Consider the following 14,872-nt stretch of genomic DNA (forward strand, 5'->3'; position numbering starts at 1 on the left):
GCCACACCAATGAAGCCCAAAATGATTGGAAAAATCACAGTGGATCTTGGCATGACCATCCTTCTGATGCTGCTTATGGCCTTTGAACTGATCGGTAGAACGGCCCATGAGTGGATCGGGGCCGGGATGTTCGTGCTGTTTATTTTTCACCACATCCTAAATAGAAAATGGACGGGCAATCTGCTCCATGGACGGTATACTCCCTATCGCGTCTTACAGACGGTGAGCGCCGTTCTGGTTTTCCTGGCGATGCTGGGGTCCATGGTCAGCGCTGTGCTGATTTCCCGTGAGGTGTTTGCGTTTCTTCCCATTAGCGGAGGGCGCAGCTTTGGACGGACTCTGCACATGCTCTGTGCCTATTGGGGCTTTGTTCTTTTATCCTTTCACCTGGGGATTCACTGGAATATGATCTTGGGCATGGTTGGAAAGCTGTGCGGGAAGCCATCTAAAATGAGGGCAGGACTGATCCGTGTGGCAGGGGTTCTGGTCGCAGCTTATGGCATATATGCTCTGATTCGCCGAAACATCCTGGCCTACCTGTTTTTACGGACTCAATTTGTATTTTTCGACTTTGAAGAACCGCTCATCTTTTTCTTTCTGGATTATCTGGCTGTCATGGGACTGTTTGTGTTCGTAGGGCACTATGCGGGAAAAGCAGTTCGATTTTTACCGAAAAGTCAGGAGAGGTGGATGCCATGAAGCGGCTTCTATCCAGCCTTCTGGCGATATGCCTGCTTGCCGGGCTGGCCGGCTGTGCTATGGAAAGCCCGCAAGGCAATGAGAGCGGCCTGTCTGCATCCTCCCATGATTTCTTTGCCATGAATACTTATATCCGCCTGGAAGCGTATGGGGATGGGGCCGAAGATGCGCTTGCTCTGGCGCAGGCACGGATCGAGGAACTGGAAGGGCTTTGGTCCGTCACAGACGAAACCAGTGACATCTATGCGGTCAACCACAGCGGCGGGCAGCCGGTTTCCGTCAGTGAGGATTCAGTGGAGCTTGTTTCCTTTGCGCTGGAAATGGCCGAAGAAACAGGCGGCGCATTAGAGCCCACCGTTTACCTGGTGCTGACTGCCTGGGGCTTTACCACCGATGAACACCGTGTGCCAAGCCAGGAAGAAATCGACGGGCTGCTTGCATCGGTGGATTACCGCAGAGTTTCCGTGGATGGAACTACCGTTCAGTCGGAACCGGGCATGATGCTGGATTTGGGCGCGGTAGGCAAAGGGTATGCCAGCGATGAGGTCGCGGCGCTTCTTCGGGAAGAAGGGATTACGTCCGCCCTGCTCGACCTTGGCGGCAATATTGTGATGATCGGCTCCCGCCCCGATGGCAGCGACTGGAGGCTGGGACTGCAAAGCCCGTTTGAGAACGACACCGTAGGGGTGTTGACCGCTTCCGACTGTGCGGTGGTGACCTCCGGCAATTATGAGAACTTCTTTACGGCGGATGACGGCACGATTTATGGCCATATCATAGACCCTGCCACCGGTTACCCTGTGAATAATGACCTTGCTTCTGTGACAGTTGTGGCCCCTGACGGAAAGTTGTGCGACGCCCTTTCCACCTCCCTCTTCGTGATGGGTGCAGACGGTGCAATCGAATACTGGCGGGAGCATTCAGGCTTTGAGATGATTCTTATTATGCAGGATCGTCAGATTCTTATTACTGAAGGACTGGACGATCAATTTTCTTTGGATGAGGCGCACTTGGATATGGAATTACGGATCGTTGAAAAGTAAAATTTGCTATGCTGTGGAGCCTGGTAACGAATTTCATGTTAAAGAACCAGTCATTGAATGCAGTGTCATAATATGAAATAGGGTATATAAAATGGAAAAGAAAAAAGGATCATTATGGATACACTGCCCGATCTGCGGCGGTAAAACAAGAACAAAGGTGTATGAGGATACCGTCCTGATAAAGTTCCCACTCTACTGCCCAAAGTGCAAGAGAGAAATCTTGATTGACGTAGTAAAACTGAAAATGGTGCCCAGCAAAGAGCCAGACGCTTAAAGCGCAGAGCCTGCTGCCCGATGATCGGGAGCAGGCTCTGTTTTCGCTTATGTGGCTTATTCAATTTGAACCCCTTTGTGGGAACGCAAGGCGGTCAGAACCGCCTCAATCACGGGAAGTAAGGTTGCCACCTCGTTCTCGCTGCACTCGTTGATAAGGGACTTTACCTGACGCACCATGGAACTTTCGTTTCCCGGATCATCATCGAATAGGAGACGCGCATCCATTTTGAGCGCGCGAATGACGGCATACAAGGTCTTTAATTTTGGATTTCCGCGCCCCATTTCCATGTTGATAATGGTACGCACATCGGTTCCGCTTCTTTCGGCCACTTCCTCTTGCGTCAGGCCGAGTTCCAAACGGGTATTTTTAATGGCTTCAGCCAATCGCTGGGAATATTCTGGTATTCTGTTTCACCTCAGATATATTCTACAATACACCTCGTTCTGTTTTAATTCACTGTGTTTCATCCTTAAACTGTATTGTATTTCAGCTTATATATGAAAGGAGAAGCATTTGAAGGAGAGCATGAGGAATCGCATTGACGCTCTGAATATGAATTTCAAGGTTTCGAGCGGGAGCGGTATGCTTATGCACCTGTATTCCAATACAGGTTAAGAAAAAACGGCAGTTTTCCAGGCTGCCGTTCTCCGCCTCCATTCGGTTCGCACGTTCACAACATACGAATCGAAATGGAGGTCTATCATGAAAACAATCAATTTGCGGGATCTGTATCCCGATGTGTATAAAATCGATACTTATGTGGAAGTAAGCGAGGAAGTGTTGAATGCCATCCAGGCAGCCCAGCGGATGGAGGCGGCTTATGATCGCCGTATGTACCGCCACAAGGCCCACTATTCCCTGGACTACGGTAATGGTATCGAGAAGGCGACGGTATCCCATGCGCCGACCCCGGAAGATATTTTTGAGGCGAAACAGCAGCAGGAGCGGCTGTATGCTGCGGTGATGACCTTGCCGGAAAAGCAGGCCAAGCGGCTATATGCCCACTTCTATCTTGGCATGACGCCGGTGGAGATTGCGCACGCTGAGGGTGTTGATCCCAGCAGCGTCCGCCGCAGCATCCGCAATGGATTGAAGCGGTTGGCAAAAAAATTCTGCTAAATTTCTTTGCCTATACCCGTTTGCGCCGGTTTTTGTCAGTACCTATAAGAAGGTTATTTTTCCTTCACGGGTACATTGACAACCGAATACACGGCAGAACAGGTACATAACCCGCGTATGAGCGAGTGCAGGACGCCGCGAAGATGGAACAGCCAGGAGGTGATGGACAAGCTGTTTCGGAGCGATCAACGACCCTGCACCCCGGATGGTGGCAGATCCGGCGCGATGACTGCGCGGGGGCTTAAAGATACTTCCTCACGGCCCGCCAAAGACTTGGGGGGAACCCTGCGGCGCACGCTACGAACGACGCTGCGGAGTTATGACAGCCGCGCCAGCGGAGACCTGTTCTGTCCCCAGCGTCAGGGGTGCGTGGCAAATGTGGCGTGATAACCAGATTGATTTCATGGCGATCCCCTTTCGGCGCATGAGCGACGATGGGGATGCCTTTCAAAGTTAGATACCATGCGCTGGCAGTTTCGGCTACCAGCGTATTCATGTGATTTTGAAAGCCACAACCATATCCGCAACGAAAGGGGGAACACCTATGGAAAAACTAATTTCTCGAAAAGAGGCCGCCAAAATTCTGGGTATCAGTATTGCGACCTTAGACGCAGCTCGCAACAGTGGGATGATTTCCTATGTTCAGTATGTACAGAACGGTTGCGTCTATTTTACAGATGCGTGCCTTCAGGAGTACATTGCAAAATGCACCCATCGTGCAAAACCGATGGAAAAAAGCACCACATACCGCAAACCTCGAAGCGCAAGGGAATGAGACTTTCCGTATCCTTGCTGGAACCCCAAATGTCTGATAAAACAAAGGTACAGCGCTGGAGATTATTTTCGAGGAGGTGACGGAATTGGCAAAACGAAAAAAAGCAATTCCTCAATATGGCACCGTTATGAAAAATGGTGCCTTGTATTATAGAACCAGAATTAAAGACGCGAATGGGAAGCTCATCGCACTTTATGCAAAAACACCGGAGGAACTGTATCAGCGAGAAACCCTTGCGCTGGAGCAGATTGAGAGTGCTACCTTTCATCGCAAAACGCCCACAGTTGCTGAGTATTGCGAGAAGTGGCTGCTGATGCAGTCTGCTCATGTGCGAGCCACTACCTTGACGGATTATACCTCGAAGGTCAGGCGGCATATCATTGCGGAATTGGGGAATAAGAAGATGGGAGAGGTCAGCCTGGATGATATTCAAATTGCCCTTGTCCCAGTTTCCAAGAAATCTGCATCGGTTTATAAGTCCGTGGTGATCCTTTATAAATCTATCTTTCGTGCGGCGATGGAAAGCAGGATCATTGACCATAACCCGACGATTTATTTGACAGCAAAAGGCGGCGGTGTTCCCCAAGGGGAGCGGCAGGCTTTGAATGATGAACAAGTAGAACGCCTTTTGGATGCTATCCGAGGTTTGCCCCCGTATGTATTTGTGATGCTTGGTTTGTATGCCGGGTTGCGGCGAGAAGAAATCCTCGCGCTACAATGGGATTCTGTCTATCTGGACACGGATACCCCATATCTGACAGTGCGGCGGGCGTGGCACACGGAACATAACAGGCCGGTCATTCTGGATGAGTTGAAAACAAAGGCTGCGGAGAGAAATATTCCCCTTCCTGTCTGCTTGGCGGATTGTTTGAAAGAGGCAAAGGCCACTTCGACTTCTGAATATGTAGTTTCAAACCGGGATGGTGAACCGCTGTCTTACACACAGTTCAAGCGGCTTTGGCAGTATATTGTAACCAGAACGACAAAGGAAAGGGTTTATTACCGATATGAAGATGGAAAGCGCGTAAAACATACGGTCAAACCTGTTCTTGGGGAAAAGGCGGTTCATAACGGCAAGGTCGTTTACAGCCTGGACTTTGAGGTTACCCCACATCAGCTGCGGCATACCTACATCACCAATCTCATTCATGCGTCAGTCGATCCCAAAACCGTTCAATATCTGGCGGGACATGAAAGCAGCAAGATTACAATGGACATCTATGCAAAGGTCAAGTACAACAGGCCAGATGAATTGGTGCAGGCGATGCGTAGTGCATTTGCAGACTGGGATACTGCACAAGTATGAAATCCAAAAGCAGGAAACAAACAAGAGCGAGGCCGATGTCTCGCTCTTGTTCTATATAGGCCGTATCTTTGATTAAATGGAAGCTTTCTGATAAAACAGGGGGGTAGATATAGTAACCACACATTGTCAGGAAAGGAAGATCGAAGATGGCTAAAAAGAAAATGGAGATACCGGAATATGGCACCATTACATTGAAAGGAATTCAGTATTACAGAACGCGGATCATGGATGCAGATGGTAAACAGATAAGTTTGTATGCTACTACCTGCGAGGATTTGTATAAGAAGCAGTTGGCGGCACAGCGGCAGGTAGAAGAAATCATCTTCCATCGTCGGCACCCAACAGTAGCCGAATATTGTGAAAGGTGGCTGCTGATGCAGTCTGCAAAGGTGTCTGCGTCTACGTTGCGAGGATATACGGCCGATCTGAAGAACTACGTTATCAAGCCCTTGGGGGAAATGTACATGGAAGAAGTAACCACGGACGATATTCGATTGGCTCTGGTTCCGCTGTCGAAAAAATCGGAAGGCCTGTACAATACGGTAAATATGCTCATTAAATGTGTCTTTTATGCGGCAGAACGCAATCAAGTCCTCGAACACAATCCTTGCGAGGGAATATCGGGAAAGGGCGGAAAGCCGGGAAAAAGGCGGGAAGCATTGACGGATCAACAAGTAGCGGTTCTTCTGGATACAGTCAAAGGGCTTCCCCCATACTTGTTTATTATGCTTGGGTTGTACTCCGGCTTGCGCCGGGAAGAAATTCTTGCGTTGCAATGGGATTGCGTATTTTTGGACGAGCCTACACCTTATCTATCGGTGCGGCGAGCATGGCGTACAGAACACAACAGGCCCGTGATTTCTACGGTGCTTAAGACCAAAGCAGCCAGGAGGGATATTCCGATACCTAAATGCCTGGTGGATTGTTTGCGGGAAGCCAAGACAACATCTCATTCTGATTATGTGATTGCGGACAGCAAAGGTGAGCCGTTGGCTGCATCCCAGTTCCAGCGGGTATGGCAGTATGTAGTAGTTCGGTCTACCAAACCCCGTAACTACTATAAATATGTGAACGGGCAAAGCATCAAATACACGGTTACTCCCACGCTGGGCATGACACAGAAAAACCAACCAAAAATCAAATATACACTGGACTTTAACGTGACCCCACACCAGCTGCGCCACACATACATCACAAATCTCCTCTATGCAGGCGTCGATCCTAAGACGGTTCAATATCTTGCTGGACATGAAAACAGCAAGACAACTATGGACATCTACGCGAAAGTGAAGTATAATAAGCCAGAGGAGCTGTTCGGGGTTGTAAATAGTGCTTTTCATCAGGGCACAGCTTATTGAAAAGCCGAGATTTTCATGGTTACCATATAGGATAACTGAACAGCTATAATCCCTCAAAGCCCGTAAAATCAAGGAAAATCGGCTCTAAAAGTCATGCAGTACGGTCTCAAAGCAGCTCGTCGTGCACCACAGTTCAGCAAGCGTTAATCGACTGCTCAGACTATATCAAAATGGCTCAAAAACCCCGGAAAATCAAGGTTTTCCGGGGTTTTCCTGTATCTATGGCTTTGATTCTGTTTGGCTGATTTTCGCCGGATTTGACCCGTTTTGATCTCGTTTTTATGTGTTAATAATGGGGCAACTGGGCATTTTGAACCCCTTATGTGTTAATAAATGGGGCAACTGCGAACGAAAATCGGACCGATTTTGAGGTTCTTTTCCCCTTCACTCATTGCCGTCTGATGGCAGAATTCTGTTTGCATTTTTGAGCAAGAAGCTGCTGATATAGTTTCGCTGGATTTGGATGGATTTGACCGAATCTGATATAGTTTATCGGATTTGCACATTGGAAAATCAGGAACTGCTTCGGTATCCTGTAAGTGTAAGGAGGGGTGAACGATGATGAAGGATAAAAAACGCTATCTCTATCTGAATGATGAAGAAACCCGTCTTGTGCTGAAAAGCCTCATTCGTTTCAAGAACAAGTTACTGCAACAGGGGCGATACACGGACTGCGTGGACGAACTGATTTTGAAGGTATCAGACACACTGTAAAACTTAATATCGCATTGGTTACATATGCCGCTTATTCTTTTATGCAAAGAGTAGGCGGCTTTTTTTATGCCCGTACATAGTCGCCGCGTCACCGCAAGCTCCGTATTGTTCGTTTCCGTGTGAAACACGAAAGCTCACTCACTCTGCTGCGGCTCCTTTTCCCAAAAAGTCTTGCGACTTTTCGGGAGCCCTGTGACGCAGACGGCTAAATCTAAGAAAAGGAGGAACCCATTTATGGCGAAAACAAAAGTAATCTCCGTAGCCAACCAAAAAGGCGGGGGTGGAAAAAGCACCAGCGTGTACTGCATTGGCGCGGGGCTGGCCTTAGACGGCAAAAAAGTCCTTCTGATTGATGTTGACCCGCAGGGTGATTTGACCAAGATGCTGGGCATGAGAAAGCCCCATGACCTGCCCCGCGCCCTCGGTGATGTGATGAGTGATGTGGTATCCGGCAAAGAAATTGCCGAACACACGGAGATCATGCACCACCATGAAGGCTTTGACTTTGTGCCGGGAAACCGTGCCTTGTCTGCCGTGGAAACCGGTCTCGTAAATGTTATGAGCCGCGAAACCGTGTTAAGGCAGTATGTGGACAGCGTGGGTAATATCGGTGGTCAGCCGTATTGGTCATGGTACGGCTTTGAGGGCCGTGTGGAATGGTGTGCCTGCTTTGTGAGCTGGTGCTCCAACGAGTGCGGCTATATCGAGAACGGCATTATTCCCAAATTCGCAGGCTGCGTGAACGGCGTCCAATGGTTCAAGGATCGGGGACAATGGGCTGACAATAGCATAGAACCGACACCGGGTATGATTATCTTCTTTGATTGGGATTCCCCGAATGGTTCTTCCGGCCCCCAGGACGGACAGTCCGACCATGTGGGCATCGTGGAAAAATGCGAAAACGGCATTGTCTATACCGTTGAGGGCAATTCCGGCGATAGCTGCCGTCAGAGGCAGTATTCTGTGGGCTATTATGAAATCCTTGGTTATGGTATTCCCGCCTATTAAACAAGATGCCGTCCTTCCGGGCGGCATCTTACTACATACGAATTTCCTTCGTATTTGTTCCTTTCTACTTTGCAAACATCCATATAAATTCTATCTGAAGATTGTCTCCAAAAAACTTTTGCGTGATGACTTGTAATCGGCGGACTTTTTATTAACTATATAAAAATAGCGATTTCGTGTAAATTCTATTGCGTATTAGAAGAAAAAATGATATAATATATATCATGACACAACACTGTGGGGTGGAAAAATGGATAATGCAACGCTTAGCCTTTCTTATAACAGCCTTTGGAAACTGTTGATTGACCGTAAATTGAAGAAAAAAGATTTACAGAATATGGCACATCTCAGTTCGTCCGTGATTGCTAAAATGGGAAAAGATCAGCCGGTCCATCTGGATACGATTGTAAAAATATGTGTTGCCCTTCAATGTGATATTTCAGATGTCGTTACACTGTGTAATAAGGAGGCGTAACGCATGGCCAGTTTTACTAAAAAAGCCATTCGGGATTCATTTGTGAAACTATTGAACGAGAAGCCTTTGAGCCAAATTACTATTCGGGATATTGTAGATGACTGCGGCGTGAACCGCAATACCTTTTATTACTATTACCAGGACCTGCCGCAATTGGTGGAAAGCATTGTAGATGAGGATGCGGAGCGGATGATCCGGGAGCATCCAGCGGTAGAATCGCTGGAGGATTGCATCAATGCCGCCCTCAGCTTTGCGTTGGAAAACCGGAAAGCGGTTATGCACATTTACCACTCCGTCAACCGGGATATCTACGAGCAGTATCAGTGGCGGGTATGCGAGCATGTGGTCACGATTTATGTGGACGGGATCTTGGCGGGAAGGCAGATTTCTGCGGAAGACCGAAAGGTCATCATAGATTACTTAAAATGCGTCTGCTTCGGTATTATCATCGGCTGGCTGGAAACAGGGATGCAGGAAGGAATTCAAACCCGATTCCAACGGATTTACGAATTGAAGCAGGGTGATCTTGAACGTTTGATCGCCCGATGTGAAAAGGAAAAATAAATTTTTCAGACAAAAGCGGCCTCTATGCCTAAATTTCAGGCACGGGGGTCGTGCTGTCTGTGGGAAAGATTGAACAGATGGTTTATTATGTGATAGCAAGATTGGGTGGAGTTTATTAACTCTGCGCTTGAAGTGAAGAGGAGGCAACATGAGAAACGAAAAAATTCCTTCTGAGTTTGATGGATTGAAACTGGAAGTCGCTATCGCAACTCCAGTGGAAATTCCTAAAGGAATCATTCAATTTTCCCACGGTATGGCTGAACATAAAGAAAGATATTTTGACTTTATGAATTATCTCACCAATCATGGATATGTCTGCGTGATTCACGATCACCGTGGCCATGGAGAAAGTGTGGAAATGGAAGATGACTATGGATTCTTTTACACCGAGAATGAGCAGGCGATCATTGATGATCTATATACTGTAACGAAGTATATTAAGAATGAGTACCCCGGCATTCCGTTATATCTGTTTAGTCATAGCATGGGAACTTTGGTTGCGCGCGGGTTCCTTAAGAGATACGACACTGAGATTGAGAAAATTGTACTATGCGGCCCACCGACATACAATGCCGCGGCAGGACTTGGTTTGTTTATGGCAAAACTTTCAAAGCCGTTTTTCAATGAAAAGGCTCCGAATAAGATGCTAAATGCAATGGCTTTTTCGGGCTTTAATTCTGGAAATACGATCCCGAATGGTTGGCTCTCCGAAAACCAAACCAATGTCGTTCAATACAACAAAGACCCGAAGTGCGGCTTTACCTTTACAACAAATGGATTCATTAACCTTTTTAAACTACAAAAAGCAGCTTTCGATAAAAGTAATTGGCTAGTGAACAACCCACGTTTGCCAATACTTGTGATTGCTGGTGAGGAAGACCCAGTCATCCGATCCAGAAAGAAATTTGAGGAGCTTACAGATTTTTTAAAGGAGCTTGGTTATATAAATATCACAAGCAAGTTGTATAGTCATATGCGCCATGAGATACTCAATGAAACGAAAAGGATGGATATATATGAGGATGTTGTGCAATTCATTGATGAATTCAGGTAGACATTCCCATATACACAGGTTTAAGCAGGATTTCGATCCTGCTTTTATCGTTCTGGAAGTAAGTGATGATATAATGGTGGAAAATGTTGATAAACAGTGTATCCTTGTTCAGAAAGTAAATGCTCCGTATTCCTTGGAACAAGTGAGCATTGCTACAAAAGAATGTTTTGTACGTTCATTCAAAGAACAACTTCCTGTTTTCTTTCAGAGCGGTGCAATAGTGCCTTATAGCCGAATTAGGCAACAACGATATACAGAAGCATCATTTGCATTTCTTCCAATTGATATCATGAGTAATATTGATGGAACTATGGAATTGCCAGAAGGTCAGTGTGTTTGCACTTACCATACAGGTGATTATTATTCTATTGGTTGTTCTTATGAGCGATTGTTAGCCTATTGTTCGGATAATAAACTGGACATTATTTCGGACTCTTTTGAGTTTGCTGTCAATGATTATCTCTCTACAAAAGATGAGAATGAATATATTACGAAAATTATGTTCTATGTAAAAAAAGCTCAGGAGATCAATCAAATCCCAATTGAAATTTGTTTCAGCCTTTTCATTATTAGGATAAGACGGGAACGGCTTTCTATTTTTCATACTATTTTGAAAATGCTATGGAAATCATGTTAAGAGAAGCGAAGAAATCAAATGACATTCCTCGCATACATTACTATGTCAGTACAGTTGGGTTAAATGAAGCGACAATCAGAAAGTATATCCAAGGTCAGGAAAAGTACGATATCATGCAGGATAAGTTAAGTGTGAAAGTGTATGAATCCCATTTTACAGGTGGCGGCGATTTTATTCAGAAAATACAAACTAGGCACCAATCCCCCTCGTGCCTAAAATTCTGTCAAAGATACCCTCAATGTCTGAAGTTCAGGCATCGAGGGTATCTTTGTCCGTAGGAAAGGTCGAAACTTCCCGATATAATGGGATCATAAATCAAGGACGCCAAATAAAGACGCTCAAATAATAAGGAGGAAAAAAATATGTATTATTCCAGTGGTAACTATGAAGCCTTTGCCCGTCCTAGAAAGCCCGAAGGCGTAGAAAACAAATCCGCCCACATCATCGGCACCGGCCTTGCGGCTCTGACTGCCGCCTGCTATCTGGTTCGTGACGGACAGCTGCAGGGTCAGAACATCCACATCTATGAGAAAGACCCCATTCCCGGCGGTGCATGCGATGGCTGGCAGTACCCCGATGTAGGCTATGTCATGCGGGGCGGACGGGAGATGGATAACCATTTCGAGGTCATGTGGGATTTGTTCCGCTCCATTCCGTCCATCGAGACGGAAGGGGTCAGTGTTCTGGACGAATACTACTGGCTGAATAAGAAAGACCCCAACTACTCCCTCTGCCGGGCAACCGTCAACCAGGGTCAGGATGCCCACACCGACGGCAAGTTCGGTCTGTCCGACAAGGCTGCAATGGAGATCATGAAGCTGTTCTTCACCCCCGATGAAGACCTGTACGATAAGCGCATCACGGATTTCTTCGATGATGAGGTGCTGAACTCCAATTTCTGGCTCTACTGGCGCACCATGTTTGCCTTTGAGAACTGGCACAGCGCTTTGGAAATGAAGCTGTATCTCAAGCGCTATATCCACCATGTGGGCGGTCTGCCGGACTTCAAGGCTCTGCGGTTCACCCGTTATAACCAGTACGAATCTATGATTCTGCCCATGGTCAAGTATCTGGAAGGCTTCGGTGTCCAGTTCCACTATAACACCAAGGTGGTCAATGTGGAGTTCGACATCCAGCCCGGTAAAAAGCAGGCAAAGCGTATTGAGCTGCTGTCTGAGGGCAAACATCAGTTTGTTGACCTGACGGAAAACGATCTGGTGTTCATTACCAACGGTGGCTGCGTGGAGAACGCCACCATGGGTTCCCAGAACACCGTGGCACCCTTCAACCCCGAAATCAAGCCCGGCGGCGGCTGGGATATGTGGCGCAGAATTGCTGCACAGGATCCTTCCTTCGGTCATCCCGACAAGTTCTGCCATGATCCTGAGCAGTCCAACTGGATGAGCGCCACCGTCACCACACTGAATCAGAAGATCATTCCCTATATCAAGAATATCTGCAAGCGTGACCCCTTTACCGGCGGCGTGGTTACCGGCGGCATCGTGACCGTGAAGGATTCCGGCTGGCTCCTGAGCTGGACCATCAACCGTCAGCCCCAGTTCCGGAATCAGCCCAAGGATCAGTGCCTGGTGTGGGTTTACGGTCTGTTCTCCGACAAACCCGGCGACTTCGTGAAGAAGCCCATGCGGGAGTGCACCGGTAAGGAAATCTGTATGGAGTGGCTGTACCACATCGGCGTGCCGGTGGGGGAGATCGAGGAGCTGGCCGAGCACAGCGCCAACACTGTGCCGGTGATGATGCCCTATATTACCGCTTTCTTCATGCCCCGTGCCGCCGGTGACCGTCCTGATGTGGTGCCCGAGGGTGCTGTGAACTTTGCGTTCCTGGGTCAGTTTGCCGAAACCAAGCGGGATACCATCTTCACCACCGAGTATTCCATGCGTACCGGCATGGAGGCTGTCTACACCCTGCTGGACATCGACCGTGGTGTGCCCGAGGTCTGGGGCAGCGTCTACGACATCCGTGATCTGCTGAACGCCACCATCCAGCTTCGGGACGGCAAGCCCCTGACGGAAATGAACCTGGGTTTCAAGGAGAAAATGGTGGTCAAGAAGCTGCTGGAGAAGATCCGCGGAACAGATATCGAAAAGCTGCTGAAAGAATATCATGTAATTGAGTGATAGAAGCTTCACTGCGGGGAGGCGTTGCCTCCCCCCTTATATATGGAGAGATAAAGATGTCATTTACAAATCAACTGAAAAAAGCAACTCTGCGCACTGCTTTTGGCTACTTGGAGAAAAATCCGGAAGAAAATGCTCTGAAACTGATGTCCTGGGTGGATAAGCTGGCTGGCGATGGCCCAGACAGTTTCCCAGTCCAGCGCGCGGCAGTTCGTCAAGTGCTGGAAGACCCGCAGAACAACATGTATCAGCTCGTTATGAACATCCTGAAGGAGACGGATTCGGAGGTTCTAAAGGCCACCTTTGAAAATTTCTTCCTCAACGCGAATATCATCGGTTGGCCAAAGCAGGAGGAATACCGGAAGAAATATAACTGCAATATTCCTTGGGCCATTCTGCTTGACCCTACCTCTGCCTGCAACCTGCACTGCACCGGCTGCTGGGCCGCGGAATACGGCAACAAGCTGAACCTGACCTTTGACGAGATCGATTCCATTATCACCCAGGGCAAGGAAATGGGCGTATATATGTACATATATACCGGCGGTGAGCCTCTGGTTCGCAAAAAGGACCTGATCGCCCTGTGTGAAAAGCACAGCGACTGCCAGTTCCTTTCCTTCACCAACGCCACATTGATCGACGAAGCTTTTGCAAACGAGATGCTCCGGGTGAAGAATTTTATCCCTGCCATCAGCGTGGAGGGCTTTGAGTCTGCCACCGATGGCCGCCGGGGCAACGGTACCTACCAGAAAGTGATTCAGGCAATGGCAATCCTGAAGGAGAAGCATCTGCCCTTCGGCCTGTCCTGCTGCTACACCAGCCAGAATCTGGATTCTATCAGCTCCTATGAATTTATTGATCAGATGATTCAGTGGGGTGCTCGGTTTGTCTGGTACTTCCACTACATGCCCGTGGGCAATGACGCAGTGCCGGAACTGCTGCCCAATCCTGAGCAGCGGGAATTCATGTATCACCGGATCCGGGACATCCGGGCTACCAAGCCGATCTTCGCCATGGACTTCCAGAACGATGGCGAGTATGTAGGCGGCTGCATTGCCGGTGGACGGCGGTATCTGCATATCAACGCCAACGGTGACTGTGATCCCTGCGTGTTTATCCACTATTCCAATGCCAATATCCGGGACATGAGCCTGCTGGATGTGCTGCGCAGCCCCATTTTCATGGCCTATCACGATGGGCAGCCCTTTAACGATAACCATCTGCGTCCCTGCCCCATGCTGGAGAATCCGGAAAAGCTGCGGGAAATTGTGAAAGCTACCGGCGCTCATTCCACAGACCTGCAATCCCCGGAAACGGTGGATCACCTGTGCGATAAATGCGAGGCTTACGCAAAGAACTGGACCCCCACCGCCACCGAGTTGTGGAGCTGCAGCTGTGCGAAGAAAAAGGGAGAAGCGGCAAAATGACAACCTTCTTTACCTCTGAAAGCGTCACAGCGGGACACCCGGATAAGGTATGTGACCAGATCGCCGATGCCATTTTGGATGCCCTTTTGGAAAACGATCCCCATTCCCATGTAGCCTGCGAAGTAACTGCCATTCCCAACGGGATCCACATTTTCGGCGAGATCACCTCGGCTGCCCGTGTGGACTATGCCGCTATTGCCCGGCAGGTGGTTCGGGATATCGGGTATGTGAAGCACGGCTAGACACCTTTGGTACGGGAAAGCTCCCGGCAGACC

General features: G+C 48.3%; 16 protein-coding genes and 3 pseudogenes. 18 read left to right on the forward strand and 1 reads right to left on the reverse strand.

The genetic code is table 11. The features are described from left to right. Positions 1–9: 9 nt before the first annotated feature. From HNP82_RS16295 to HNP82_RS16305, 3 genes are all read left to right on the forward strand, one after another. On the forward strand, positions 10–699 hold the full coding sequence (locus tag HNP82_RS16295) for a DUF4405 domain-containing protein (protein ID WP_183776444.1): 690 nt from the start codon (positions 10–12) through the stop codon (positions 697–699). After that, entirely contained in the window at positions 696–1,742 is a 1,047-nt protein-coding gene (locus HNP82_RS16300; RefSeq protein WP_183776446.1) for an FAD:protein FMN transferase, read from the forward strand. The genes HNP82_RS16295 and HNP82_RS16300 overlap by 4 nt, the downstream gene beginning before the upstream one ends. 91 nt (positions 1,743–1,833) lie before the next feature. Continuing rightward, positions 1,834–2,016 carry a cysteine-rich KTR domain-containing protein gene (locus HNP82_RS16305; RefSeq protein WP_183776448.1) on the forward strand — a complete coding sequence of 61 codons (183 nt, stop codon included), beginning with the start codon at positions 1,834–1,836 and terminating at the stop codon, positions 2,014–2,016. Positions 2,017–2,072: 56 nt separating this feature from the next. Here HNP82_RS16305 and HNP82_RS16310 read toward each other — a convergent pair whose 3' ends face one another. Then, a complete protein-coding gene (locus tag HNP82_RS16310; protein WP_207720655.1) occupies positions 2,073–2,402 on the reverse strand; it encodes a helix-turn-helix transcriptional regulator in 330 nt (109 codons plus the stop codon). A gap of 319 nt (positions 2,403–2,721) precedes the next feature. On the opposite strand from HNP82_RS16310, the gene HNP82_RS16315 reads away from it, so the two are divergent. From HNP82_RS16315 to HNP82_RS16385, 15 genes and pseudogenes are all read left to right on the forward strand, one after another. Then, positions 2,722–3,138, forward strand: coding sequence for a sigma-70 family RNA polymerase sigma factor (locus HNP82_RS16315; protein ID WP_183776450.1), 417 nt, complete (start codon positions 2,722–2,724; stop codon positions 3,136–3,138). Between the two features lie 544 nt (positions 3,139–3,682). After that, positions 3,683–3,913 (forward strand): MerR family transcriptional regulator, encoded by a 231-nt coding sequence (locus HNP82_RS16320; protein ID WP_183776452.1) that lies wholly within the window; start codon positions 3,683–3,685, stop codon positions 3,911–3,913. Positions 3,914–3,998: 85 nt separating this feature from the next. Continuing rightward, on the forward strand, positions 3,999–5,219 hold the full coding sequence (locus HNP82_RS16325; RefSeq protein ID WP_183776454.1) for a tyrosine-type recombinase/integrase: 1,221 nt from the start codon (positions 3,999–4,001) through the stop codon (positions 5,217–5,219). Between the two features lie 146 nt (positions 5,220–5,365). Further along, positions 5,366–6,577: a tyrosine-type recombinase/integrase gene (locus HNP82_RS16330; RefSeq protein ID WP_183776455.1), complete on the forward strand. Its 1,212-nt coding sequence runs from the start codon at positions 5,366–5,368 to the stop codon at positions 6,575–6,577. A 558-nt stretch (positions 6,578–7,135) separates the two neighbouring features. Next, positions 7,136–7,291 (forward strand): hypothetical protein, encoded by a 156-nt coding sequence (locus tag HNP82_RS16335; RefSeq protein WP_178576745.1) that lies wholly within the window; start codon positions 7,136–7,138, stop codon positions 7,289–7,291. A 234-nt stretch (positions 7,292–7,525) separates the two neighbouring features. Next, positions 7,526–7,831: pseudogene (locus tag HNP82_RS18905) on the forward strand (ParA family protein); the annotation flags it as partial. 60 nt (positions 7,832–7,891) lie between these two features. Beyond that, positions 7,892–8,299: pseudogene (locus tag HNP82_RS18910) on the forward strand (CHAP domain-containing protein); the annotation flags it as partial. Positions 8,300–8,549: 250 nt separating this feature from the next. Next, positions 8,550–8,774, forward strand: a complete 225-nt coding sequence (locus tag HNP82_RS16350; protein ID WP_087171829.1) for a helix-turn-helix domain-containing protein — start codon at positions 8,550–8,552, stop codon at positions 8,772–8,774. Between the two features lie 3 nt (positions 8,775–8,777). Further along, entirely contained in the window at positions 8,778–9,338 is a 561-nt protein-coding gene (locus tag HNP82_RS16355) for a TetR/AcrR family transcriptional regulator (RefSeq protein ID WP_183776456.1), read from the forward strand. Between the two features lie 148 nt (positions 9,339–9,486). Then, positions 9,487–10,392: an alpha/beta fold hydrolase gene (locus tag HNP82_RS16360; protein WP_183776457.1), complete on the forward strand. Its 906-nt coding sequence runs from the start codon at positions 9,487–9,489 to the stop codon at positions 10,390–10,392. Beyond that, the gene (locus HNP82_RS16365; protein WP_330599686.1) at positions 10,379–11,029 is read left to right on the forward strand and encodes a GyrI-like domain-containing protein; all 651 of its coding nucleotides are present in this window, start codon (positions 10,379–10,381) and stop codon (positions 11,027–11,029) included. Before HNP82_RS16360 ends, HNP82_RS16365 begins: the two co-directional genes overlap by 14 nt. A gap of 38 nt (positions 11,030–11,067) precedes the next feature. After that, a pseudogene (locus HNP82_RS16370) lies at positions 11,068–11,190 on the forward strand (IS200/IS605 family transposase); the annotation flags it as partial. A gap of 201 nt (positions 11,191–11,391) precedes the next feature. After that, the gene (locus tag HNP82_RS16375) at positions 11,392–13,170 is read left to right on the forward strand and encodes an oleate hydratase (RefSeq protein ID WP_183776459.1); all 1,779 of its coding nucleotides are present in this window, start codon (positions 11,392–11,394) and stop codon (positions 13,168–13,170) included. A 56-nt stretch (positions 13,171–13,226) separates the two neighbouring features. Then, on the forward strand, positions 13,227–14,597 hold the full coding sequence (locus tag HNP82_RS16380; RefSeq protein ID WP_183776460.1) for a radical SAM protein: 1,371 nt from the start codon (positions 13,227–13,229) through the stop codon (positions 14,595–14,597). Further along, positions 14,594–14,839, forward strand: coding sequence for an S-adenosylmethionine synthetase N-terminal domain-containing protein (locus HNP82_RS16385; protein ID WP_183776462.1), 246 nt, complete (start codon positions 14,594–14,596; stop codon positions 14,837–14,839). Before HNP82_RS16380 ends, HNP82_RS16385 begins: the two co-directional genes overlap by 4 nt. Positions 14,840–14,872: the final 33 nt, after the last annotated feature.

The organism is Catenibacillus scindens, from assembly GCF_014202115.1.
Taxonomy (GTDB): Bacteria; Bacillota; Clostridia; order Lachnospirales; family Lachnospiraceae; genus Catenibacillus; species Catenibacillus scindens.